Origin of the sequence: uncultured Allobaculum sp., assembly GCF_948576815.1 — a bacterium.
Classification (GTDB): Bacteria; Bacillota_I; Bacilli_A; order Erysipelotrichales; family Erysipelotrichaceae; genus Allobaculum; species Allobaculum fili.
Map to the genome: position 1 here is coordinate 1 of NZ_CAPAEZ010000008.1, position 24,826 is coordinate 24,826.

Genomic DNA, 24,826 nt, shown 5'->3' on the forward strand with positions numbered 1-24,826 from the left:
AGGAACTAACCTGATTTGTAAGTGAGCTTGTGAAGCTTAAGTGAACAGCATTGGGAAAGTTCTAATAAAAGTAATTTCCATTTTTTCGCGCCAGGCATGAAATTTACTTTTTCGCTTCACACAACTAAACTTTCAGTCTTTTCCCTTTACCCTTTTCACCCCGAATCTTTATACTATCTTTATAAGTGCTCCGGCATCTGGACAGGATTCGGGGCTGTTTCTTTTAAAGCGACAATGTATATTAAAATTCACCCCGTTGTTGTCCGCCATTTTCGAGTCGCCTAAGATAGGAAATGGAGGGATCGCATACAAAAGTTTGGAGGGTATTGAGATGAAGGCAAACGAACCATCTGCCGTTAAGGCAGCAGCCGCTATATGTACTCTGTCTGTGATCGGAGCCACGGTTTCCACGATCACTGCCTTCACCACCAGTGAAGCGCAGGACAGACTGGACGATAAAGTCTATGCCGCGCAGGAAACCCCAAGCCCTGTCCAGCTGGATACGAAATATTATCTCGAAGCACCAGCATCCCAGTCTGATGCAGTCCAACAGAGAACACTTACCGATTCACAGGCCGAAGATGTGGCCCGTCGGGAACTGGCCCGTCTGGAAGCGCAGGATCGCGAGAAAGCCGCTGTCGCTCTGATCGAAACTCAGAGTGAACCGGCAGACCCCAATCCAGAAGTCCAGTCCGAGGATCCCGCCGCACAGAGCGCAGATCTTGCGCCGAACGCGGATGCTTCTTCTGAGCAGACGCTGGAAACGCAGGATTCTGTCGTTGCCGACGCAGCGATGAATGCGCAGCCTGTTCTTACACAGCCTGTCGCTGAGCAGCCGGCAGCACAGCCCGCAGCGAATATGCCTGCAGAACAGGTTCCCGTGGCACAGGTTCCGGTTGTGAATGGCAATGCGTCCGTAGCGGGAGGCGAATCCATTCCGGAAAGCGGCGTCGAAGCCGATAACGGCGCCGATCAGGCGATGACCGGCGATGCGATCAATCTGGACGAAACGATCACGGTACAGCCGATTCTTCCGGTTGTCACCGATCCGGTTCAGACCGATCCTTCTGCCGTTACCCAGATTCCGGAAGACGACCTTCCTTCGGATTATGATCCAAACGCGCAGCCTCCAGCGGATAATCCGCCTGACGATCAGCCGCCGATCGACGATCCGAATCCGCAGCCGCCCATCACCCCGAATCCGCCCAGCGATGTCGATCCGGGGCAGAATCAGCCGGGTGACGATGACAATAAGCCTGCCGGCGATTACTCCGCTTTGAACGCGGCCATCGCCCAGTCGGCCCTCAGCCTGGTGGGAACGACCGACGGACTCTCCTGCACGGAAGTCGTTCAGCTCGCTCTGGCAAAAGCCGGCGTCAGCGATGCCATGTCGCTCTGGCCAAAGGATTATGCGGCGATGTACGGCTACTACACGGATACGCCGCAGCCAGGCAACCTGATCTACTATGAACAGGGCGGGAACGGTCTGGACCATATCGCCATTTACATTGGAAACGGCATGGCCGTCCATGGAAACTACGTCATTGACGGCAAAGGCTATACCAAAATTGCACCGGTAGAAACCGGAAATTATTCTTACTATGCATTTATTCAGGTCTGCCGCTAGGCCGACCGAAAACAAGCCGATCCTTCCGTTGAACGGTTGAAGTTCAAAGATCTAGACGAATCTGCCCATTATGCGGATTCGTCTTTTTCTTTGGAGCCAGAAGAATCTGGATCGGTCGGGGCTTTGAAAGCTGCCCGGTGCTTCCTTCCTTTTTCTTCTCTTTTTTTTCTTCTCTTTTTCTGTTTTGAAATTTCCGGATCTTCTTTCAAATTTCTCTATCTGCGAAAAACTTCCGTACAATGAAAGAATCAGGAACGAAAGCGCGCTCACTCTGCCTGGCCGGATTTCCGGAAAGACGCATGGCCTCTTATGGCAGAAAGCCGGCTTAAAACTCAATACAGAATTCGGCTTTGTCTGAAGTGTTTTTCGTTTTCTGGAATCGGAAGAAAAAGCTTTCGTCCTGTTATGCGGCTGCCAATGCGGCGGACGGGTTACGAAAGCTGGAGGTTAACTATGGCACGAATGAGAATCGGGCAGGCCATCGACATTCATCCGCTCGAAAGCGGGAGGCCGCTGGTGCTTGGCGGCGTAGAGATTGACTCGCCCAAAGGCCTGAAAGGCCACTCGGATGCGGATGTGCTTCTGCATGCGATTGCGGAAAGCATTCTCGGGGCACTGGCCCTCGGCGATCTGGGCGCCAATTTCCCGGACACCGATCCCAAATACAAAGGCATCGCCTCGACGCTGCTTCTCGATGAAGTCTATCGGAAAATGCGCGAGAAAAAATATCATATCGGCAACGTCGACGCGACAATCATGGCCGAAAAGCCGCATCTGGCCGGCTATAAGGCGCAGATGACGGAAAATGTCGCGTCCATTCTTCACTGCGACGTCGATCAGATTTCCATTAAGGCAACCCGCGGCGAAAAGCTTGGCTTTGTCGGCAGACAGGAAGGAATGACCGCTCTGGCTGTCTGCCTTCTGGAGGAAGACGAATGAAAGTCGTCATTCAGCGCGTAAGTCACGCCTCCTGCACGGTGGACGGTGAAATTATCGGCCAGATTCAGGACGGACTGCTTCTTCTGGTGGGGTTTAACCGGGAAGACGATGCGTCGGTTTTGTCGAAGATGATTCGCAAAATTGTCAACATGCGCATCTTTGGCGATGAAGAAGGCAAGCTGAACCGCTCCGTCCTGGATATAAAAGGAGAAGTGCTTTCGATTTCGCAGTTTACCTTATACGCTTCCTGCAAAAAGGGAAATCGTCCAAGTTTTATCGAAGCAGCCCCTGCAGAGCAGGCGCGCATGTTATATGATCAGTTTAATGCACTGCTTGAACAGGAAGTCCCCGTACAGAAGGGCGTCTTTCAGGCAGATATGAAAATTGATCTGCTCAATGACGGGCCGATCACCATCGTACTCGACAGTAGAGAGGTATAGAAAAATGATTCTTTATGGAAATGAACTTGCTGCAAAACTGCAGGCAGGCATGAAAGAGGAAATCGATCAGATCAAGGAAAAAGGTCTGCGCCTTCCGTGCCTGTCCGTCATTCTGGTCGGCGACAATCCAGCCAGCCAGTCCTATGTCAAAAGCAAAGCCAATGCCTGCCACAAAATCGGCATTGAAAATCGCACCATTCATCTTCCTGCCGACATTTCTCAGGAAGAACTCGAAGCCGTTGTACAGAAAGAAAACGAAGATCCAAACGTTGACGGCATTCTGATCCAGCTGCCGCTGCCGGCTGGTTCCGGACTGAACGAAGAAAAGGCACTGATGGCCATCAGCCCCGACAAGGATGTCGACGGACTTCATCCGCTGAACGCCGGCGCGCTCGCACTTGGCCGCGAAGGCTTCGCTCCATGCACCCCGCGCGGTGTCATGGAAATTCTGAAAGAAGCCGGCTATACTGATCTTTCCGGTATGCGTGCGGTAGTCATGGGCCGTTCCAATCTCGTCGGAAAACCGGTCGCGCAGCTTCTGCAGAACGCCAATGCCACCGTTACGGTCATCCATTCGAGAACGAAAGACGCGCCTTCGATCTGCCGCGAAGCCGACATTCTGATCGCCGCCATCGGCAAGCCGGAATTTGTAACTGCTGAATATGTCCAGGACGGCGCCATCGTAATCGATGTAGGAATCAACCGCGTAGACGGAAAACTGAAAGGCGACGTAAAATTTGATGAAGTGGCTCCGAAAGCGTCCGTCATCACGCCCGTACCGAAAGGCGTCGGCCCGATGACCGTATGCATGCTTCTCGACAACACCATCGAAGCCTGGAAAAAACACGAGGGAATTCATGACTGATATTCAATACGACCTTGGCGACATTGTGGAAATGAAAAAAGAGCACCCCTGCCATCTTTCCAAGGAATGGAAAATCATTCGCATGGGCGCCGATATTCGAATCAAGTGCCAGGGCTGTCAGACCAGCGTTCTGATGCCGCGTTCCAAATTTGAGAAAAAGCTCAAGCGCGTCATCCGGAAAGCGGATCAGAACAAGGAGGAATAGAATCAATGTCTTTAACTGCAGGAATTGTCGGACTGCCAAACGTAGGCAAGTCCACCCTGTTTAATGCCATCACCAACTCGCAGGCGGAGGCTGCCAACTATCCGTTTGCGACCATCTCGCCCAACGTCGGCGTCGTTGAAGTACCCGATCGCCGCGTAGACCGCCTGACGGAACTGTTTCATCCGAAGAAAACGATTTATACGACCTTTGAATTTACCGATATTGCCGGTCTGGTCAAAGGCGCGTCCAAAGGCGAAGGACTGGGCAACCAGTTTCTGGCGAACATCCGGAACACGGATGCGATCTGCCATGTCGTTCGCTGCTTTGACGATCCGAACATCACGCATGTGGAAAACTCAGTCGACCCGGTTCGTGATGCCGAAATTATCAATCTCGAACTGATCCTCGCCGATCTGTCGACGGCAGAAAACCGCATTGCCAAAGTTGAACGAAAGGCATCGAGCGGCGATAAGAGCGCCAAAGCGGAAATGAATCTGCTTTCCCGTCTTAAACCGCATCTGGAAGCCGGAAATCCGGCCCGCTCTCTGGAAATTACGGAAGACGAAGCGCCGATTCTGCACCAGTACGGTCTGCTGACTGTCAAACCGGTCATTTACGTAGCCAACATGGATGACGAAGGCATCGCCGATCCGTCGGCCAATCCGTATTTCCAGGCACTGTCCAAAATGGCCGAAGCCGAAGGCGCGCGCATCGTTCCGATCTGCGCCCGTCTTGAGGAAGAACTTTCCAGTCTGGAACCGGAAGAAAAGGACGCGTTCCTCGAAGATCTCGGTCTTCCGCAGTCCGGTCTCGATCATCTGATTCAGACTGCGTACGCGACGCTCGATCTCTGCACGTTCCTGACTGCAGGCACCGACGAATGTCGTGCATGGACATTCAAGCGCGGCATGAAAGCGCCGGACTGCGCCGGCGTCATTCACACCGACTTCAAGCGCGGCTTTATCCGTGCCGAAGTGTACGCCTTTGATGACATCGATCGTCTCGAAAGCGAACAGGCGGTTAAGGAAGCCGGCAAGCTGCGCCTGGAAGGCAAGGACTATGTCGTTCAGGACGGCGACGTGATGCATTTCCGCTTCAACGTCTAATCCGACAGGACGGTATTCCATTCCATCTGAAAACAATTTGACTCTCCGTCTCGATCGCGGAGAGTCTTTTTGAATTCTTACACTGTGCCCAAATCAAACCGGAATCCTTTTCTTTTGGATGGCGTTCTGTATGATGGGTATACGGTCCCAAAATGTATAGCCGCAAAAAGAATGCTTTTGCGAACTCCAATGGACCGAATTCGACGCAAATGACTTTGCAAGGCTCTGGCTTTGCGAAAGGAGAATTTATGTTATCTGCCCTTCGAACATTCGATCTGCGCATGATTTCGATTTATCTGATTGCCGTTTTCCTTTCCATGACGCTTCATGAAATGGCGCATGGACTGGTCTCCTACTGGCTGGGGGATTCGCTGGCAAAATCGCGCGGACGAATTTCTTTAAACCCGTTCCACCATATCGACTGGATGGGTCTGCTCTGCCTGCTGCTCTTTGGTTTTGGATGGGCCAAACCGGTACCGGTCGATCCATCCCGCTACAAGGATCCGAAAACCGGCATGATCTGGACCGCTTTTGCGGGTCCGATGACCAACTTCCTGCTTTCCTTTGTCTGCGTGTTCCTTTTTGAAGTGCTGGTTTATTTCACCGGCGGCTTCGTGAACACTGCCATCGGATCGTATCTGATCTCGCTTCTGTCCGCGACCGCGGTGATGTCCATGGGATTTGGCGTCTTCAACCTGATTCCGATCCCGCCGCTGGACGGATCCCGCATTTTCTGGGCATTTTTGCCGGACCGAGAATACTTCAAAGTCAATAATCCGCCTGCCTGGATGTCCCTGCTGTTTCTGGTTGTAATTTTCTCCGGCATTCTCGATGGACCGCTGGCCATGATGCGTTCCACCATGATCGGCTGGATGGAAAGCGGAGCGCTCTGGCTGCTTTCTCCGTTTATTTAAACGGCCTGTTTACGCGCGGGGGACTGGATCATCCAGTCCAAGGCGCCGCACAAACGAAAGAGATCGAACGGGATTGTCTGGAAATTCCGTTCTGAACCGCTCTGTTGTGAACCCTTTTTGAGTCTGTACGTACTGCAATGGTACCTGCAGACTCTTTTTCTTTTTCCAAAAAGGCGGGATCCATTATTCGTTTGCACGCTTCGAAAAGCCATCGCCTATAGAAAAACGAAAGGTACAATCCGGTATTGCAAGAATGAGCAGCGCTGGCATAAATTGATTGATTTTCAGAATAATTGGACGATGCAGGGAAAGACTATGGTACAAAAAAGACAATGACAGTCAAAAGAAAACGTGAGTGTCAAACCAGACGCTCAATTTTCCGTACCTGTTGCGCTTTAAAAGAAAAAAGTAAGAAAAGAAAGAAGGAAAATTATGAAATACTGTGAGCACTGTCATGCTCCCATTTCCGATACGGCGCTGTTCTGCACCAGCTGCGGAACGCCTGTTTCCAAATCCTCTCCGGCCAGTCAGCCGGCAAAGGCGAATCCGGTCCAAAACGCATCGGCGCAGAGAGTTCAGCCTGGCAAAACTGTTCAGCCGGCAAAAAATGCCGGATATCCTCAGAATGCCCAGGCTGTATCCAGTACGCCTTATGCGCAGAACGCGCAGCCCGTCCAGAATGCGCAGAACGGACAGTTTTCGAATGCGGTAAAGACAAACGTCCAGACGCAGTCCGTTTCTTCCGCTGCCTCGGCGGCTGCTTCTTCCGCCATGCAGACCGTGCAGGCGGTCGCCGGTTCGGTTCAGTCGTTTGTGGATAATGCCTCGGCGGCTTCTCGGCCGGTCGCTCAGCGCGCAGTGGAAAATGCGGAAGCGCCAAACCGGGACAAGACGTGTCATGGCGTAATTCTTTCGGACGGGGAAGTCGTAATCCGGGACTACGTATGTGCCGATATCCGCTCCCCGCGCTGTATGGGATATCTTACCGTAACGAATAAGCGCGTCCTCTTTAACGGAGAAGGCAGCGGAAGCCGGATCGCTCAGCAGGCCTGGATTGACGGCGTCACCGGCGTTACCGCCTATTACGGGCGCGACATTCAGATTTCGATGGTCGTTGGCGGAGCACTTCTTCTTCTCTGTTCCCCCTTTGCAGCGATGGTCAATCCGCTCGTACTGTTTCTGTTTATGGGGCTGGGGATCTTACTGATCATTGTCGGCCTGATGCAAAAATGCTTCAAGCTGGGCATTCATTCCAGCAACTACACCGGCAACAGTATTTCGTTTGGGAGCGGGCCGACCAACATGCTCGGCAATGCGGCGCTGCTTTCGCTGACCGGCGGCCCGACTGTCGACACCAACAAGATGATGGATGAGCTCGGCGCTCTGATTCAGGATCTTCAGACGCAGGGCGATCTGGCCATCAAAAAATGGAAATAGCCGATCGAAATTCTGCGATCGCAACAAAGACAGGCATCGGCTTTCGCTGCCTGTCTTTGTTTTGGAAAGGAAATCGAAATGATTGATATTAATGTAAACCGTCTCGCAAAACGCATTCAGGAAGAGTGTCCGTACCTCGATGCGCAGGCGGCAATGTATTACGCCAGAGACTTTCAGCGCACCTTTGAAGACGGCTCGAAACCCGCACTGGAGCGATGGATGAATCATGAGCCGTTTGAGACGGATGAAAAATATACCGTTCCTGTGATTCAAAAAATTCACAGAGCCGGAGGAATTGTGGAAGCATTCCGTCTTTACGATCTGTGGAAAAAAGATCCCGTCCTGGGCGAACGGCTCATCTGGCAGGGACCGCGCTAAAAGGAGCAGAAAGTCATGAACTTACGACAGATGCGCTTTGCGCTTATGAGCGATGAAAAGCTCTATCAGTCTTTTGCTTCTTCGAACTGGAACCGGATGAGCGTCGAAAACCGGAAGGCAGCGCTGCAGGAGCTGGGCAATCGCGTCGCAGACGAATACGGGATTGAACGCCGGCCGATGTGGTTTGAACCCATGAGCGGAGGATACTTCGGATCTTTTGATGAGAAAGAAAATGTCGTACGCCTCAACCGCTACCTTGTGGAAGAAGGCCGGCAGTATATGGCGGAAAACGGGCAGCTGTATTACTGCGATCGTCCGGATGCGCCGGCCGAACTGGTGAATACGGTTTATCACGAATACTATCACGCCTATCAGCGGGATGCGATCGACGGAAAAGTGACGCATCCGGATCCCATGGAAGTCAAAGTCTGGGAAAGCAATTTTAAACGGGATGCGGGCAATCAGCTCGTGAACTACTACAGCAATCAAGACAAAGTGGATCCGCGCTATAACGTCCAGTCCGGGGAGCGAACAGCCGACCGCAAAGGAGAAGAAGGCGTTCGAAAAGTTTTTGAATCCAACGAAAGAACTCTCGGCAAAGACCAGATGTATGAAGAGTATAAAAAATCGCATGCCTGTGATTCATATTCCAGACACCTTCAGGATGCGATCAGCCAGTTACAGGATCCGAACATCGAAGAAAATCTCGATAAAGAGATGCTCATGAAATACTGCGATGATCATGGAATCGACTATAAAGCAGAGGACAGCTATAAGGATGTCTGCAATCGGATTCGGCAGGCAGAGCATCCAGAACTTGGTCCAGCTGAGCCCGCTTCCGAAAAATCTCTGCTGACCCCGGAACAGGAGCGGCTTAAGCAGTACATGGATGATCATGGATACAGTCCGGAAAACCAGACGGAGTATAAGCGGGATCCGGAATGGCAGCGGCTGCATCAGGCAGTTTATGGAGAACGCGAAGGCATAAATAACTTGCCGCCGGATCCCTCTTTCCACAAAGAAGCGGAAAAGGCCGAGCAGGAAGACCAGACGATCAACAGAGAACTGAACACGGAGGTTTTACCAAAGAAAGCGGAAGAAGCTGCCGAAAGCGAAGACCAGGATCAGCAGGAAGGCGAAAGCAAAACAGCGGAAGAGACCGAGGACGAATCTGAGGCTGAAAGCGAAGATCAGAGCGAACAGGAAGAGGAAAGCGAAGCGGTCGAAGAGACCGAGGACAAATCCGCAGCCGAAAGTGAAGATCAGACTGAACAGGAAGATCAGGTCGAGTCCGATGAACTGAACATGGACGACTCCCCCGAAGAAAGTGAAGACGAAACTGAGCAGGAAGATCAGAGTGAAAGGTCTGAAGAGACCGAGGACGAATCTGAGGCTGAAAGCGAAGATCAGAGCGAACAGGAAGAGGAAAGCGAAGCGGTCGAAGAGACCGAGGACAAATCCGCAGCCGAAAGTGAAGATCAGACTGAACAGGAAGATCAGGTCGAATCCGATGAACTGAACATGGACGACTCTCCCGAAGAAAGTGAAGACCAGAGCGAACAGGAAGATCAGGTCGAGTCCGATGAACTGAACATGGACGATTCTCCCGAGGAAAGTGAAGACGAGACGGAACAGGAGGATCAGGTCGAATCCGACGAATTGAACATGGACGACTCTTACGACGAAAACGAAGACCAGAGAGAACAGGAAGATCGGAACCATTCGGATGATGTAAACATGGATGAATCGGCAGATCAGGAAGAAGAAACATCTGAAAACGAAGAACAGGCCCAGTCCGAAGATCAGAGTCTGTCCGATGAGCCCAGCATGGAGGACGGTTCTTTGCCATCAGACAGCGGGGAGAGTTCCTCTAAAGAGGAGGAAGAAGACGAACAGAAGGGCATGTCCTACTGATTCCTCCCAGCTAGTCCAATGCTTCAGCCTCAATGTATGGAAGAAAGGAAAAGAAAATGGAATACAACGAACAGATTCTCAGCGGTGAATATCTTCATGATGATCTGACTTACGTAGAACAGACGGCAAAATTCGGCCTTCCCGGAACGCTTCGAACCGGGAACAGTGTACTGCTCTGTCCGGGTGAGCAGATGCTGTCACGCCATCTGCTTCTGCTTGGCGGAATTGGAAGCGGCAAATCCAACTGCTTCAATCACCTGATCCGCAATGTCCGTGCCGGACTGACCGGACAGGATGTGCTGATCATTTTTGATACCAAAGGCGACTATTACGATGAGTTTTACTGTCCGGGCGATGTCGTCATCAGCAACGATGCCCGGGCTACCGGCGGCGCTGGTTTTGACTGCTGGAACGTCTTTAACGAAGTCATGATCGATGACCGCGTCGAAGAAAACGTCTACGAAATTGCCGGTACGCTTTTTTATGACAAGATTCACAACAGCTCGCAGCCGTTTTTCCCAAATGCGGCGAAAGACCTGTTTGCGGCGCTGATGCTGCACATGATCCGCTCCGAGAAAATGGCGGCGCATCACAATAACAAGGCGCTCCGTTCCATGCTGGATACGTTCTCTCCGGAAGCCATGAAGAAAATTCTTCTTTCCTATCCGGATCTGAAGTCGATGAGTACGTATATTGATGATCCGAAGTCCGGACAGACAATGGGCGTCGTCTCGGAACTGCAGCAGGCAGTGCGGGAAATTCTGATCGGCAATTTTAAGCAGAAGGGAACGCTCTCCATGCGGGAACTGGTTCGCCAGAAAGGCGGCCGTGTCATTTTCATCGAATATGACACGGGCATCGGCAATCTGCTTACACCGATTTATAAGCTGCTGGTCGATCTGGCAATCAAGGAAGCGCTCTGCCGCAAGAGCAACGAAGGAAACGTTTATTTCATGCTCGATGAATTCCGGCTGCTTCCGCATCTCGAACACATTGACGACGGCGTCAATTTTGGACGAAGCCTGGGCGCCAAGTTCGCGATCGGAATTCAGAACGTGGATCAGATTTCGGCAGCGTATGGCGAAAACCTGGCGCGAAGCATTCTTTCCGGTTTCGCGACAACGTTCGCTTTTCGGGTCAACGATTCCAATTCCCGCGGCTACATCAAGGATCTTTATGGAATGAATCTGCGTTCGGCAAGCTTCCTGTCCAATATCACGTCAAGAGGACTGGTCGAGCAGATTCGGGAAACGACGGTCGTTGAAGACGTGGATATCACCCGGCTGCAGATTGGCGAAGCCATTATCAGTACGCTGGGCATGCCGCCTTTCCGCTTCCGGTTTGATGAGTTTTTCTCGTCGCGCTGACTTTGGAATGCGATCCGCACCCCGTAAGGTACTCACAGAAACGGTTCGCAGATCGCAAAAACCAGAGAATAAAACCCGTCCGATCGAAATTTTGGCTCGATCGGGCGGGTTTTGTCGGAATGCGTCTGCTTGTGGAAAGGAAACGACGGTTTTCGGAAAGGATCGGATCGGGAAGAAAAGTGCGCTTTTTGACGGCAGGGAGAACGATTGTACGGGTGACTCGGGCGTTTTCGATCCAAATCGGGTCAAATGTGAATGAAACGTGTACACCAAAGCAAGAAGTTTTCATTTCATTTTCAATTATTTTCATGAAAAAAACGTACAAAGCACACAAAAACGCAGAAATAAGGGAAGGGCACGGGAAGATATGTTGAGATTATCGGTTTTGCGTTTAATATTTAAGCTATCTTTTTAGAAAGAGGAACAAAATGACAAAACACTTCTGGAAAGCAGCCGGAGCCACATTACTCTGCACATCCATGCTCGCTGGCTGCTCAAGCACTCCTGCAACTGGCAGCAGTAGCGCAGATTCTGCTGCAGGCTCTTCCGCCAAAGCTGGCGATACCGTTAAAATCGGTCTCAACTTCGAGCTGACCGGTCAGGTCGCTGACTACGGCACAAAAGAAATTAACGGTGCGAAAATCGCTGTACAGCAGTTCAACGCCCGTGAAGACAAGCCCTTCACCGTAGAAACGGTTGAATTTGATGACAAGGGCGAACCGGCTGAATCGGTTGCTGCAATTACGAAACTGATCGAACAGGACGGTGTTGTCGGCGTTGTCGGACCTGCGACTTCCGCAAGCTCCATCGCTACGTATGAATTTGCGACATCGAAGCAGGTTCCTGTAATTTCTCCTTCCGCAACGCAGGTAAACGCCATGCTCAAGGCAGATGGTACACCATATGAATATGCGTGGCGTGTCTGCTTTGAAGACAGCTATCAGGGCAAAGGCATGGCGGAATATGCCTACAACGATCTTGACGCGAAAAAAGCCGTTGTCCTGAACGAAGTATCCGACTACGGTTCCGGCCTGGCCGAAGCCTTCACCGAAGAATTCGAAAGCCTCGGCGGCGAAGTTCTCGACCGTTCCGAATACCAGTCCGGCGACAAGGATTTTGCAAGCTTCATTACCAAAATCAAAGACCTCGACTTCGATGTTATTTACGTTGGCGGCTACTATAACGAAGCAGCCCAGATCGTAAAGGCAGCCAAGGCAGCCGGCATTGAAAAACCGATCATCGGTGCAGACGGATTTGACTCCGCTGACTTCATCCAGCAGATCGGCAACGACTACGCCAACAATATTTATTACACAACCGCCTACACAGCGATTGATCCAAGCGAAGAACTGTCCAAGTTCATCGAAGACTACAAAGCAGCATACGGCGAAGAACCAAGCATGTTTGCGGCGCTTGCCTATGATGCAACCAACCTGCTCCTCTCCAGTCTCGAAACGTCCGGTGCGACGGGTGCAGAACTGAACGAAGCCATCAAGAAAGCAGACTTCTCCGGTATCACTGGATCCTTCACATTTGATGAGACAAACCACACTCCAGCAAAATCCGTTCTCGTTGTTGAACTCGTTGACGGTGTTCAGTCCAACGTCAAGGAAGTAAGCGTAGAATAAGCTGAAAACCTGAATCCATTCAGAAAGCAGGGGTCTGATCCCCTGCTTTTTTCAAAAGAAAGGAGAACTCCATATGGAAGTGTTTCTGCAGCAGGTGATCAACGGACTGTCGCTTGGCAGTATTTACGCGCTGGTCGCCCTCGGCTATACGATGGTGTACGGAATCATCAAACTGATCAACTTTGCACACGGCGACATCTATATGATCGGTGCCTACACAGCCTTTTTCGTAACTACCTACATGGGCATGAGATTTCTGCCGGCCCTGATCGTGTGCATGATCGTCTGCGGAATTCTCGGTGTACTCATCGAACGCATTGCCTATCGTCCTCTGCGAAAGGCGCCCCGTATTACCGCGCTGATTACCGCGATCGGCGTCAGCTATGTCATTGAATACACGACCCAGATGTTCATGGGCACGTCCACAAGAACGTATCCGAAGCTTCTGCCGGATACCTCATGGCAGCTCGGTCCGGTTCGTATTTCCTATATTCAGATGGTCATCTTTACCGTAACGATCGTACTGATGATTCTTCTGACGCTCGTCATTCAGAAAACAAAAATCGGCCGCGCGATGCGTGCCGTTTCCGCCGATGAAAATGCCGCCAAGCTGATGGGTATTTCCGTCGACAATACGATTTCCTTCACCTTCCTGATCGGTTCCGCCCTCGCGGGCGCGGCCGGTATGCTGGTCGGTGTGTACTACAACGCAGCCAGCCCGCTGATGGGTATGGTTCCTGGTCTGAAAGCGTTCGTTGCGGCCGTCTTCGGCGGCATCGGCTCCATTCCGGGCGCGCTTGTGGGCGGTCTGTTTATCGGCGTTGCCGAAACGCTGGTCGTTGCCTACGGCTCCTCGTTGTACCGCGACGCCATCGTGTATGCCATCCTGATTCTGGTGCTGATCATCAAGCCGACCGGTCTGTTTGGCAAGAACGAAAGAGAGAAGGTGTAATCCATGGCAAAACAGGTTCTGACAAAAACCAACCTGATCTGGACGGTGATTGCACTGAGCATCTTTACCCTCGTCTGGGTTCTGATGGGCGCGGGCGTTATCAACTCCTACTATGAATCGACGATCTTTACGATCTGCTTCAATATTATTCTGGCTGTCTCCCTGAATCTGATTGTCGGCGTCTGCGGACAGTTCTCCTTAGGACATGCGGGATTCATGGCGATCGGCGCCTATTCTGCCGGTATCGTTACGAAAATGATGCCCAACTACGGCGGCATGGCGCTGGGCATTCTGATCGGCTTTGTCATTTCGACGCTGGCCGCTCTGGTCGTTTCCATTCCGACGCTGCGTCTGCGCGGCGACTACCTCGCCATTGCGACGCTGGGCTTTTCAGAAATTATTCGAATCTGCATTCAGAACATGAAAATCACCAACGGCGCAGCCGGTCTGATGGGCATCCCCAAACTGACCACCTGGCCGATCCTGTTTTTCGCGGTTGTGCTTTCGATTATCGTCTGCACAAACTTCGTCCGCTCGACCCAGGGCCGTGCCTGCATCGCCATCAACGATGACGAAATCGCAGCCGAAGCCATGGGCATCAACACCACGAAATACAAAGTCATGGCGTTTATTATCGGTGCCATTCTGGCTTCTCTGGCCGGCAGCCTGTTCGCCAACTACTTCTATGTACTGAACCCGAACCAGTTTACCTTCAACAAATCGATCGACATTCTGGTTATGGTCGTCTTCGGCGGCATGGGCAGCATGTCCGCTTCCGTTATCGCGGCCATCGCGATCGGCATCCTCAACATGTGGCTGCAGCAGTTCACCGACCTGCGCATGATCATTTACGGCGCCGCTCTGGTTCTGATGATGATCTTCCGTCCGCAGGGCATCCTTGGCTCCTGGGAACTTTCCATCGAGCGTTTCCTGAAAAAGCGTAAACTGAAAAAGGAGGAAGCGTGATGGACTCCGTATTAAAAATTACCGGCCTTTCCAAAAACTTCGGCGGTCTGGCTGCGGTTTCCGGCATCAACATGGAAATCTACCCCGGCGAACTGATCGGTCTGATCGGACCGAACGGTGCCGGCAAGACCACGCTGTTCAACTTGCTGACCGGCGTGTATGAACCGTCCGAAGGTCTGATTGAACTCAATGTCGACGGCAAGAAGCAGCAGATCGGCGGCATGAAGCCGTACAAGATCACCGCACTTGGCATGGCGCGGACGTTCCAGAACATTCGTCTGTTCAAAAGCATGACCGTTCTGGAAAACGTCAAGCTCGCCATGCACAAGAACGCCGGCTACGGCGTATTCAACGGTCTGCTCCGTACGTCCCGCTATTACAACGCGGAACGCTGGATCGAAGAAAAAGCCTGCGAATATCTGCAGGAAGTCGGTCTGTACAAAAAGCGCTACGACAAGGCGACGAACCTGCCGTACGGCGAACAGCGCCGCCTGGAAATCGCCCGGGCGCTGGCAACCCAGCCAAGCATCCTCTTTCTGGATGAACCGGCAGCCGGCATGAACCCGCAGGAAACCGAAGAGCTTACCCAGCTGATTCATCATCTGCGCGACAAGTACAAGCTCACCATCATTCTGATCGAGCACGACATGTCCCTGGTCATGAACCTGTGCGAACGCATCTTCGTTCTGAACTACGGCCAGCTGATCGCGTACGGAACGCCGGATGAAATCAAGAACAACGAATTCGTCATCAAGGCGTACCTGGGCGAGGAGGTGTAAGCATGGCTTTGCTCGAAGTTAAAAATCTCCATGTTCACTATGGCGTAATCGAAGCGCTTAAAGGCGTTTCCATTTCCGTTGAACCCGGACAGATCGTTACGCTGATCGGCTCCAACGGCGCCGGCAAGACTTCGCTTCTGCAGGCCATTTCCGGCATCGTGAAAAAGAGCGAAGGCGATGTCATCTTCAAGGATGAGTCCATTTACAAAGCCAAACCGCGCCATATCGTGTCCAACGGACTGGTGCAGGTTCCGGAAGGCCGCCACGTCTTCCCGGGTCTGAGCGTGTATGAAAACCTGATGATGGGCGCCTATCTGCGCAAGGACAAGAAGGGCATCGCCGAAGATCTGCAGAAAGTCTACGAACGCTTCCCGATTCTCGAAAAACGTAAAAACCAGGATGCGTCGACGCTTTCCGGCGGCGAACAGCAGATGCTCGCCATGGGCCGCGCCCTGATGGCCAGACCGCAGCTGCTTCTGCTCGATGAGCCGTCCATGGGTCTGGCTCCGATTCTCGTCAAGGAAATCTTCAATATTATTCAGGATATCCAGAAGACGGGAACGACGATTCTGCTCGTTGAACAGAACGCCCGCATGGCTCTTTCCATTGCGGACTATGCCTATGTACTGGAAACCGGGAAAATTTCCCTGCAGGGACCGGCCAGCGAACTGGCACAGTCTGAAGACGTCAAGAACGCCTATCTGGGCGGAAGCGCGTCCTGATCGGCGCAAAGGAGACCACTATGTTTCGCGTATACAACTTTATGACGAAAAATCCCATCACGGTCGGCAGCGACGAAAAGATTTCCGCCGCGCTCGACCTGATGCGCTACAACAAGATTCACCGCATTCCGGTCACCGATGAAAACGATCATCTGATCGGTCTGATTACCGAAGGCATGATCGCCGCCAATAACAAGGCGACCAGCCTCAGTATTTACGAACTCAACTATCTGCTGTCCAAAACCGATGTTCGCACCGTCATGATCAAGCACCCGATTTCCATCGGCGAAAACGCGCTGCTCGAAGAAGCGGCCGAAAAGCTGCTCAAAAACGACATCGGCTGCCTGCCGGTCGTGAACGACAAGGATCAGGTGACGGGCATTCTGACCCAGAACGACATTTTCAAGGCGTTCCTCGACATGCTTTCCTGGGGACAGAAAGGCACCCGCATCATTCTGTCCTTGCCCGAAGGCGTAGGCGTTCTCGAAAAAGTCAGCCGCATTTTTGCGCAGAACAACATTTCGGTAACATCCATCAGCGTGTACGAACACGGCCAGGAAAACGCGGAAGTGCTCGTTAAGACAACGGGCCCGTTCGATCAGAAACGAATGACTGAGCAGTTTTCCAAGGAAGGCTTTACCGTACTCGACATCGAAGAAGTCGAAGCGTAATTCAGAAGTTCTTCCTTATACGATTGAAGCGATACGATTTATGCAGTCTGGGACCGGAGAAATCCGGTCCTTTTTTCACGCATGCGCTTCTGGGGACCTGAAAGGACGGCCGGGTATGAGGCGCAGGCAAGGCAAACCCTGCATACGGCCGCTATACTGAAACCGAAAAATACCGCAAAGAAAGAAGGAAAACTATGGCTGAATCCACCAATCCAAATCTCAGTAAGCAGATGATTTATTCCGTATTCGTACGCAACCATTCCAGAGAAGGAACCTTTGCGAAAGTCGAAGAAGATCTCGACCGCATCCGCGATCTGGGAACCGATATTCTCTGGCTCATGCCGATTCACCCGACGGGTAAAGTCGAGCGCAAAGGCGAGGACGGAAGTCCCTACGCGATTGCCGACTACTGGAAAATCGATCCGAAAATGGGAACGGAAGAGGATCTGAAACATCTGGTGCAGAGCGCGCATGAAAAAGGCATGAAAGTCATTCTCGATATTGTCTTCAACCACACTTCGCCCGATTCGAAAATGGTCCAGGAACATCCCGAATGGTTTTACCGCGATGAAGACGGCAAGCCGTATCCGATGTTCCGGGAATGGAGCGATATCGTCGATCTCGACTTTTCGAGCAAAGCGCTTCAGGAGGAACTCATTCGAATTCTGAAGCATTACGCTTCGATCGTGGACGGCTTTCGCTGCGATGTCGCCAGCCGCGTACCGGCCAGTTTCTGGAAAAAAGCCAGAGCGGCCTGCGACACAGTAAAGCCGGATTTGTTCTGGCTGGCGGAAAGCTGTCATCTTCCCTTTATTAAGTTCTGCCGTGACAATGGCCGCGTCGGCGAAAGCGATTCGGCGCTGTATGAAGCGTTCGATGTGCTCTATGACTACGACGCCTTCCCGTACTGCGAGAAAATTTTTGAAGACGGCAAGCCGATGGAAGAATGGGTCGACGCGCTGATCCGTCAGGATGCCGAGCTTCCACAAAACGCCATCAAGCTGCGCTATCTGGAAAACCACGATACCGACCGGATCAGTCAGTACGTAAAGGACTGGCCGCTCTGGAAAAACTGGACGGCGCTGCAGTTTACGCTCAAAGGCATGCCGCTCGTTTACCATGGTCAGGAAATTCGAACAAGTCATCGTCCGGACATTTTTACTGCCGATCCGATCGCATGGAAAGAAGACGATGCGGCAGCAGACTGGATTCGAACGCTGGCGCATCTGCACAAAACGCTGTTCTCGGCGCAGCCGGTCATCGACTATGAAATCGATGAAACACATCCTGTTCTGCGCATCAGCCGGGACGGTTATGCGGGTGCCTTCCTGCTCGCAAAAACCGAGCCGGATGCTCTGATTTCGACGAACCTGAAAGACGGCGTATGGTACAACCTCTTTACCGGAACCGACTTTGAAGTGGCCGATCACCATATGAAAGCCGCGGATTTCCCGGTTCTCGTACAGATGGAAGACGAAGTCAAAGACTGACCTGAGGAAAAGCAGAAGCAAATCGCAGAGCGTGAAAACGGGAAACGCACTGAAAACGAGTCCTGCAATCCCGCTTTTGCACACAATCCGTATACGCATCCGAATAAAACGTTAAGAAACAAAAAAACGCTCGTCGGCCGCAGGGGACTGTATGAAAATACAGACAGCTGCGCCGACGGGCGGTTTTCTTATGGCTTTGTGTGTTATGCATTCGATCGCAGAAAAAGGTTACGATCTGCGCCGCTTTTTGCGGATGCGTCTGGAGAGATCCTGATCCGCACTGCTGGAGCCGGCGCACTGCGCCTGTTCAAGCATCTTAAAGAAGGACTCGATATCGCTGGCGATTTCCTTCTTCTTGGACGGCCTCTCCAGCGGCAGCAGAACGATCGATCCCGTACTGGTGTCGAGGAAAAAGTCATCGTCCGTATCGCTTAAAGCGAGCGGAAAATACGTATCGGGAATGAGATTGCCCATCGAGTACAAGTCGAGAATATGATCGGCTGACATATTTCCGGTAAATAAAGGAATGAAATGATCGACGACATACGTATGGCCGTCTACCTCCAGAGGGGTATGGACCATACTCATACCGTTGCACGTGCGGTAGAAGTCCTTGAGGGCGCCGGGAAGACACAGATTATAGCGGTCTTCAAATTCCAGGAGCATTTCTTCCGAGAAAGGTAAAGGGTCCTGGCCGGGGGTGAGGAATGAATACATGAGGTATACACCTCCTTTTCTCAAGTATAGGCGCGCTGGAGACCTCCCGATTCATCGCCGGAGCGGAATTATCAAACCTTAATGGGAAAAAAGAATATAAACAAAGGCCGCCTAAAGATCCAAAACCATCATGGAGAAAATGAATAAAATGTAACAATTTACATTTCCAGCTCAAAACCGCGTAAACGGCAAGAGCAGATTGCATACGGCTGCCCAAAGAAAAAGCAGGCGGATGCTTCCGCCTGCACACAGGAAAACAAAGTCCTGGTTTTACTGGACGGGCCATGAAGCCAGATCCGAAGGGAAGTCGATGGGAACGGTTCCGCCGACCTGATCGATTTCGATGTCGGCCTGGAAGGTAAGCGGCGTGCTGGCCGCATCGATGTCGTACGTTCCCTTGAGGTCAATCGAAAGTTCCCTGATCGTTTTGTTTTCGATCTCGACTTCAAGGACGGTTTTGTCGACTTCGACCGCGCCATAAGAATCCAGAAATTTGGCGACTTCTGAAGGTTTGAGCACAAAAGTGTATTCATTGCCTTCCACTTTTACGGATTCAAAGAGGTTTTCCCGCTCGCTGCGGGAAAGTTCCAGAAACGGGTTGGGCATATGGAATCCGTCTTCTTCGTTAATACCGAGGTTTGCGGCGAGAGAAGACGATTTGGTTCCGGCATAATTGAGATACGTGTGACCGTCACGAATATAAAAATCGGCGTCCACGCTCTGTCCGGCAACGCTGCCTTTTCCGAGAAAAGCCAGTTCAGCCGGCTGGCTTTGATACGCTGCGTTGAAATCCAGATCGATGCCCAGAAGATTCATATCCCCGTGGGCTTTGAGCGAATCGGCTTCGCAAAGGCGGTTCCAGGATTCGAAAAACAGGTTTACGGCCTCTTTTTTCTGGGCGCTGCCGGCATTCGAACAGCCGGCAGCCAGAGAAGAAAAGGCGAACAGCGTACAGAGCGCTGCAGTGCGAAATGCGTGTTTTGAGAGCATGCGTTCTCCTTTCAAAAGAAATTGGACCGGTCTGCATCGACTCAAATCAGAAGGAAGAGCAGAGCGGCAGGGTTATTAAGCGGCACACAGGCGGCAAAGAACGTCCGCCTGACAAAATGCAGAAAAGCAGAATTCGAAATAGAAATAAAAAAATAAGGACTTACCGTCCGGTTTTCGTCCTTTTCGGACGGTTTCCAGAAAAGGAAACCGGCGCAAGAACAGAATATTCAGAAATTCGAAAAAAATACAGGCAGATTCACGTATCTGTCGAAGATGAATCCGAAAGCGCTTTGCGGTTTTCGATACAATAGTCTGAAAGCAAATCAATACAGAACGAATGACGATCGATCCGCCACGGTTTATAAATCCTATCTATGCAGATACTCTATAAATCGTCAGCCCATGCGGACGGCTAAACCGTCGAAAAAGAAAAAAACAGAAAAGGGCATCTATAGAAACAGGGAGGAACCTCTATGATCCTGATTGAACGCGCCAGCACGATGAATGAAAAGCAGCAGAAGGCTCTGCTCAAAGCTCTGGGAAACCATTCGTATTCCTGGATCCCGGACGGATCCGACGAAAAGACGATGCGCGATCTGCTGCAGGCGGCCGAAGCGTCTCCCTGTACCAGCGTCGATGCGCCAAGTGACACGTATGCCGATTCCAGCACAGACGAAGCTGCTTCGGACGCGCTGACGATTCTGTATCTGGACGGTTTCGATCACGATGCCGTGTTTACTTTGTACGACAAGCTGAATCAGGCGCAGATCGGTCTGTTTGAATGTGCGACAGCGACCGAAAACAATCTGGACTGGACGCTGGCTGCCCTGAAAAAGGAAATGTTAGCGGAAGCGGATTACATGCGAAAGTACGGCGAGCTCAAAGAGCGGCTTTCCACGATCGATCTGCTGCGCATGCAGAAAGATCCGACCTACCAGAAATTCATTTTCATGGTCATGTCCATGGCGAAGGAAGAAGAAATCGATCCGGTTGCTCTGGAATGGATGCTTTATAAATTTAAGGAATTCGACGCGTCCAGATAGAGGATGCGTGACTGAGATTAAAAACGACGAAATGGAAACCAAAGGATTTCCAAAGAAAGCCCGCGAAAGCGGATGCTTTCAAAATCTGTATCGCGAAATAAACCGTCCTGAGTGCAGGAAGGCACGGCGAAGTAAAGGAGCTTGTTATGCAGATCATCATTGCAGGTCTTGGAAAAGTCGGAATGTGCCTGGCTGGCGAACTTTCGGCGGAAGGGCATGATCTGACAGTTGTGGATACAAAGCCGGAGCAGGTGCGCAAGGCGACGTCCAAATTCGACATCATGGGATTCAGCGGAAACGCCGCGGATCCGGATACGCTGGCGGAACTCGATGTGGCCGACGCGGATCTGTTTATCGCGGTGACGACGCAGGATGAAGTCAATCTTCTTTCCTGTCTGCTCGCCAAACGGGCCGGCTGTTCCAAAACGATTGCCCGCGTTCGCAATCCGGAATACAGCTCGTCCATGGACTATCTCAAGGAAGCGCTGGGCCTGGAAATGATCATCAACCCGGAACTGCTGGCCGCCAAGGAAATCGAACGCGTTCTCTCGCTTCCCGGCGCGATGAATGTCGATGACTTTACGAGCGGTCATGGCGAAATTCTGAAACTGCGCATTCAGCCGGGATCCTGTCTGGACGGCTTGCGCGTTAAGGAAATTCATTCGCACATTCACGCCGAAGTGCTCGTCTGCATCTGCCAGCGCGGCAAGGAAACGTACATTCCGGACGGCGACTTTGTTTTCCACGCGCGCGATCTTCTGAATATAGCCGGTGCCCGCGCGCAGTCCGTCAAGTTCTTTTCAAGCGCCGGTCTTCCGGTCGGCGGCATCCGTCATGTGATGGCGGTCGGTGCCGGCAAGCTGTCTCACTATCTGATCGAGCTGCTCGAACGTGTGGGCATTGAAACGACAATTATCGATAAGGATCTCGACGCCTGCGAGGCATGACCGTTCTGTATCCGGATACGGTCGTCATTCACGCGGACGCCTCGAGCCAGAACGTGCTGCTCGAAGAAGGTCTGGAGGAAATGGACGCCTTTATCGCCATGACCGGCGTGGATGAGCAGAACGTCTTTCTCAGCCTGTTCGCCCAGCGCAAGGCGGATCTGAAAACCGTAACGAAAGTCACCCATATTGATATGGATGAACTGTTTGAAGACTTTGAACTGGATACGGTCATCAACCCGAAGACGCTCAGCGCGGAATACATCATTCGCCACGTGCGTGCGCTGGCCAATTCCATGGGCTCCAATGTCCGGACGGTGCACCGTCTGGCCAGCGATCAGGCGGAAGCGCTGGAATTCCAGATCCGGGAAGGATCGAAAGTCATCGGCGTGCCCCTGATGCGTCTGGCGCTCAAAAGCGGGGTGCTGATCACGCTTATTGAGCGAAAGGGCATGCTCATTCTGCCCCGCGGAAACGATGTCATTTTGCCCGGCGACCTGGTCGTGGTCATTACCAACCGTAAAGGCTTTACGGATGTGGACGACATTCTGGAAGGGAAGAAGAGAATCCTATGAACCTGTTTGTCATTGCCTACGTACTTGGACAGGTGTGCAAGTTTGAAGCGGGCTTCATGCTTCTGCCCATGGTCTGCGCCCTGTGCTACAGCGAATATTCCATCGCGCTCATTTTCTTTCTGTGCGCCCTGCTGTGTCTGACGGTCGGCTTTTTCCTGACGCTTAAAAGCCGGAACACATGCGCTTACGGCCGAAGGAAGCCATGGCGGCAACCGCCCTTTCCTGGATCGTGATTTCCGTTCTGGGCTGTCTGCCCTTCAGGATCTCGGGCGAGATTCCCCGGTTTGCGGACGCGTTTTTTGAAACGGTCTTCGGGGTTACCACCACGGGATCGAGCATTTTAAGCGATATCGACGCGATGTCCTGCGGCAGCCGCTTCTGGCGTTCGTTTACGCACTGGATCGGCGGCATGGGCGTTCTCGTCTTTGTGCTGGCCATTCTGCCTTCGACGAGCAGCACGTTCATGAACCTGATGGTTGCTGAATCGCCGGGTCCCTCGGTTTCCAAGCTGGTGCCGAAAGTCCGGCAGACAGCCAAGTATCTGTATACCATTTATCTGACGATGACGATCGTACAGATCGTTTTGCTTCTGCTGGCGGGTATGCCGCTGTTCGATTCGATCACCCTGACGATGGGAACGGCCGGAACGGGCGGCTTCAGCGTGCGCAGCAGCGGCTTTGCGGACTATACGATGCTCCAGCAGGGAATTATCGCGGTGTTCATGGTTCTGTTTGGCATCAACTTCAGCTTTTATTTCCTGATTGTCCGGAAAAAATTCAAAACGGCCGTTTCCATGGAAGAAGTTCTGACGTATCTGGCGATCATCCTCGCGGTCGTGCTGCTCATCGTGACATCGGTATGGTGGATGTTCCCAAATCTGTTTGAAGCGTTCCATCACGTCTTCTTTACCGTCTCGTCGATCATTACGACGACCGGCTACGCCACGGTCGATTTCAACCAGTGGACCCCGTTTGCGAAAACACTCGTCGTTCTGATCATGTTCATCGGCGCCTGCGCCGGATCTACGGGCGGCGGCATTAAGGTCTCCCGCATTATCGTCATGTTCAAGGGCATTGAAAAGGAACTGCAGATGCTTCTGCATCCCGGCCTGGTGCGCAAGGTCAAAATGGATGGCAAGCCGATCGCGCACGAAACGGTTCGTTCCATCAACGTGTTCATCGCCATTTATCTGGTGACGTTTGTCGTGTGCCTCGTTCTTGTAACGCTCGACGGCAAGGATCTCGCGACCAGTTTCACCGCGGTAGCCGCTACGCTCAACAATATCGGTCCGGGGCTAGGCGAAGTCGGTCCGATGGGCAATTTTGGCGCCTTCTCGGATTTTTCCAAGTATGTCCTGAGCTTTGCGATGCTGGCCGGGCGTCTTGAACTCATTCCGCTGCTTCTGCTGCTCATCCCGCAGATGTGGGAAGGCACGATCAAACTGACCCGCCGCATTCACACACAGCGCTCCCGCTCGAAAAATCAGGGCTTTCAGCGCGCACCGTCAAGTTCCGAAAAAAGACTGCGTCCAAAACCAGAACCGCGGCGAAAACCGAAAGATCCGGATTTCGAACCGAGTCCGGCGCTTATGCGAAAACAGAGGCCAAGGCGCCTGCGCCTTTTAACCCAGACCGCTCTGGAATGAGTACGGGTCAGAAAGGAAAAATGGTTTCTTTCAGCCGTAAGAACGGCTTAAAAAACAGAGCGGAAAAATACAGAGTTTTCGCGAAAATGAAATTCATGCAAAAAAACAGTCCAGGAAACGATTTCGCTTGGAAATCGCTCCTGGACTGTCTGCGTCTTAAGGTGTTCAGGATTGGCAGATCCTTTGGAAAAGTCGGGCGTTTTGTGGGCGCTCTGTTCGATTTTTCCGGTATGGACCTTCAGAATAAAGGGAAGTACAGATTCGCAACGGTGCGAAAATACGAAAAAAGTAAGAAAAGCGGACGATTTCAGGGGCCGCAATACGGGGGCGTATGCCCAAAAAAGGAGGGGGTTCGACTGGTATTAGCATTAAAACTGCCGGAATGCAAGAATTTTCAGAATAAAAAAAGAACAATCGATTGACAGGCTGGCAAGCTAATAATATTATAGTAAATTGCTAAATAGTCAATAAACCGAGGGTTTTTGACTGTTTTTGAAATTCAGAAGAAAGGA

At 51.9% G+C, this 24,826-nt stretch carries 26 protein-coding genes; 24 read left to right on the forward strand and 2 right to left on the reverse strand.

Going from position 1 to position 24,826, the window contains the following annotated elements:
• The first annotated feature begins 331 nt into the window (after positions 1-331).
• The 18 genes from Q2J39_RS01785 (at position 332) to Q2J39_RS01870 (ending at position 18,400) form a co-directional block, all read left to right on the forward strand.
• Positions 332-1,627 carry an NlpC/P60 family protein gene (locus Q2J39_RS01785; RefSeq protein WP_288339002.1) on the forward strand — a complete coding sequence of 432 codons (1,296 nt, stop codon included), beginning with the start codon at positions 332-334 and terminating at the stop codon, positions 1,625-1,627.
• Positions 1,628-2,089: 462 nt separating this feature from the next.
• The gene (gene ispF / locus Q2J39_RS01790) at positions 2,090-2,566 is read left to right on the forward strand and encodes a 2-C-methyl-D-erythritol 2,4-cyclodiphosphate synthase (protein ID WP_230267832.1); all 477 of its coding nucleotides are present in this window, start codon (positions 2,090-2,092) and stop codon (positions 2,564-2,566) included.
• Complete coding sequence (gene dtd, locus Q2J39_RS01795) at positions 2,563-3,006, forward strand: D-aminoacyl-tRNA deacylase (protein ID WP_288339001.1); 444 nt, start codon at positions 2,563-2,565, stop codon at positions 3,004-3,006. Before ispF ends, dtd begins: the two co-directional genes overlap by 4 nt.
• Positions 3,007-3,010: 4 nt before the next feature.
• Positions 3,011-3,871, forward strand: a complete 861-nt coding sequence (folD, locus tag Q2J39_RS01800; RefSeq protein WP_230267810.1) for a bifunctional methylenetetrahydrofolate dehydrogenase/methenyltetrahydrofolate cyclohydrolase FolD — start codon at positions 3,011-3,013, stop codon at positions 3,869-3,871.
• Complete coding sequence (locus tag Q2J39_RS01805) at positions 3,864-4,076, forward strand: DUF951 domain-containing protein (protein ID WP_230267811.1); 213 nt, start codon at positions 3,864-3,866, stop codon at positions 4,074-4,076. The genes folD and Q2J39_RS01805 overlap by 8 nt, the downstream gene beginning before the upstream one ends.
• Positions 4,077-4,081: 5 nt before the next feature.
• Positions 4,082-5,182: a redox-regulated ATPase YchF gene (ychF, locus tag Q2J39_RS01810; RefSeq protein ID WP_230267812.1), complete on the forward strand. Its 1,101-nt coding sequence runs from the start codon at positions 4,082-4,084 to the stop codon at positions 5,180-5,182.
• Between the two features lie 248 nt (positions 5,183-5,430).
• Positions 5,431-6,096: a site-2 protease family protein gene (locus tag Q2J39_RS01815; protein WP_230267813.1), complete on the forward strand. Its 666-nt coding sequence runs from the start codon at positions 5,431-5,433 to the stop codon at positions 6,094-6,096.
• Positions 6,097-6,528: 432 nt separating this feature from the next.
• Positions 6,529-7,533, forward strand: coding sequence for a zinc ribbon domain-containing protein (locus tag Q2J39_RS01820; RefSeq protein WP_288339000.1), 1,005 nt, complete (start codon positions 6,529-6,531; stop codon positions 7,531-7,533).
• A gap of 78 nt (positions 7,534-7,611) precedes the next feature.
• Positions 7,612-7,911, forward strand: coding sequence for a hypothetical protein (locus Q2J39_RS01825; RefSeq protein ID WP_230267816.1), 300 nt, complete (start codon positions 7,612-7,614; stop codon positions 7,909-7,911).
• 15 nt (positions 7,912-7,926) lie between these two features.
• Positions 7,927-9,825, forward strand: a complete 1,899-nt coding sequence (locus Q2J39_RS01830; RefSeq protein ID WP_288338999.1) for a hypothetical protein — start codon at positions 7,927-7,929, stop codon at positions 9,823-9,825.
• A 56-nt stretch (positions 9,826-9,881) separates the two neighbouring features.
• The gene (locus tag Q2J39_RS01835) at positions 9,882-11,192 is read left to right on the forward strand and encodes a type IV secretory system conjugative DNA transfer family protein (protein WP_288338998.1); all 1,311 of its coding nucleotides are present in this window, start codon (positions 9,882-9,884) and stop codon (positions 11,190-11,192) included.
• A gap of 428 nt (positions 11,193-11,620) precedes the next feature.
• Positions 11,621-12,820, forward strand: coding sequence for an ABC transporter substrate-binding protein (locus tag Q2J39_RS01840; protein WP_288338997.1), 1,200 nt, complete (start codon positions 11,621-11,623; stop codon positions 12,818-12,820).
• A 73-nt stretch (positions 12,821-12,893) separates the two neighbouring features.
• Positions 12,894-13,772, forward strand: a complete 879-nt coding sequence (locus Q2J39_RS01845) for a branched-chain amino acid ABC transporter permease (protein ID WP_230267820.1) — start codon at positions 12,894-12,896, stop codon at positions 13,770-13,772.
• Positions 13,773-13,775: 3 nt separating this feature from the next.
• Positions 13,776-14,738, forward strand: a complete 963-nt coding sequence (locus Q2J39_RS01850; protein ID WP_230267821.1) for a branched-chain amino acid ABC transporter permease — start codon at positions 13,776-13,778, stop codon at positions 14,736-14,738.
• Positions 14,738-15,517, forward strand: coding sequence for an ABC transporter ATP-binding protein (locus tag Q2J39_RS01855; RefSeq protein ID WP_288338996.1), 780 nt, complete (start codon positions 14,738-14,740; stop codon positions 15,515-15,517). The genes Q2J39_RS01850 and Q2J39_RS01855 overlap by 1 nt, the downstream gene beginning before the upstream one ends.
• Before the next feature lie 8 nt (positions 15,518-15,525).
• Positions 15,526-16,239, forward strand: a complete 714-nt coding sequence (locus Q2J39_RS01860) for an ABC transporter ATP-binding protein (RefSeq protein WP_230267833.1) — start codon at positions 15,526-15,528, stop codon at positions 16,237-16,239.
• A gap of 20 nt (positions 16,240-16,259) precedes the next feature.
• Positions 16,260-16,910, forward strand: a complete 651-nt coding sequence (locus Q2J39_RS01865) for a CBS and ACT domain-containing protein (RefSeq protein WP_230267823.1) — start codon at positions 16,260-16,262, stop codon at positions 16,908-16,910.
• Positions 16,911-17,104: 194 nt separating this feature from the next.
• Entirely contained in the window at positions 17,105-18,400 is a 1,296-nt protein-coding gene (locus Q2J39_RS01870) for an alpha-amylase family glycosyl hydrolase (RefSeq protein ID WP_288338995.1), read from the forward strand.
• Between the two features lie 228 nt (positions 18,401-18,628).
• On the opposite strand, the gene Q2J39_RS01875 is transcribed toward Q2J39_RS01870, so the two are convergent.
• Together Q2J39_RS01875 and Q2J39_RS01880 are read right to left on the reverse strand one after the other, a co-directional pair.
• Positions 18,629-19,117: an SMI1/KNR4 family protein gene (locus Q2J39_RS01875; protein WP_288338994.1), complete on the reverse strand. Its 489-nt coding sequence runs from the start codon at positions 19,115-19,117 to the stop codon at positions 18,629-18,631.
• 270 nt (positions 19,118-19,387) lie between these two features.
• The gene (locus tag Q2J39_RS01880; protein WP_288338993.1) at positions 19,388-20,107 is read right to left on the reverse strand and encodes a hypothetical protein; all 720 of its coding nucleotides are present in this window, start codon (positions 20,105-20,107) and stop codon (positions 19,388-19,390) included.
• Positions 20,108-20,580: 473 nt separating this feature from the next.
• Here Q2J39_RS01880 and Q2J39_RS01885 point away from each other — a divergent pair, with 473 nt between their 5' ends.
• The 6 genes from Q2J39_RS01885 (at position 20,581) to Q2J39_RS01910 (ending at position 24,736) form a co-directional block, all read left to right on the forward strand.
• On the forward strand, positions 20,581-21,150 hold the full coding sequence (locus tag Q2J39_RS01885) for a DUF3783 domain-containing protein (RefSeq protein WP_288338992.1): 570 nt from the start codon (positions 20,581-20,583) through the stop codon (positions 21,148-21,150).
• Between the two features lie 146 nt (positions 21,151-21,296).
• Positions 21,297-22,097: an NAD-binding protein gene (locus tag Q2J39_RS01890; protein ID WP_288338991.1), complete on the forward strand. Its 801-nt coding sequence runs from the start codon at positions 21,297-21,299 to the stop codon at positions 22,095-22,097.
• Positions 22,094-22,669, forward strand: a complete 576-nt coding sequence (locus Q2J39_RS01895) for an NAD-binding protein (protein ID WP_288338990.1) — start codon at positions 22,094-22,096, stop codon at positions 22,667-22,669. Before Q2J39_RS01890 ends, Q2J39_RS01895 begins: the two co-directional genes overlap by 4 nt.
• A complete protein-coding gene (locus tag Q2J39_RS01900; protein ID WP_288338989.1) occupies positions 22,666-22,902 on the forward strand; it encodes a hypothetical protein in 237 nt (78 codons plus the stop codon). Before Q2J39_RS01895 ends, Q2J39_RS01900 begins: the two co-directional genes overlap by 4 nt.
• The gene (locus Q2J39_RS01905) at positions 22,872-24,314 is read left to right on the forward strand and encodes a potassium transporter TrkG (RefSeq protein ID WP_288338988.1); all 1,443 of its coding nucleotides are present in this window, start codon (positions 22,872-22,874) and stop codon (positions 24,312-24,314) included. Before Q2J39_RS01900 ends, Q2J39_RS01905 begins: the two co-directional genes overlap by 31 nt.
• Positions 24,311-24,736: a hypothetical protein gene (locus Q2J39_RS01910; protein WP_288338987.1), complete on the forward strand. Its 426-nt coding sequence runs from the start codon at positions 24,311-24,313 to the stop codon at positions 24,734-24,736. Before Q2J39_RS01905 ends, Q2J39_RS01910 begins: the two co-directional genes overlap by 4 nt.
• Positions 24,737-24,826: the final 90 nt, after the last annotated feature.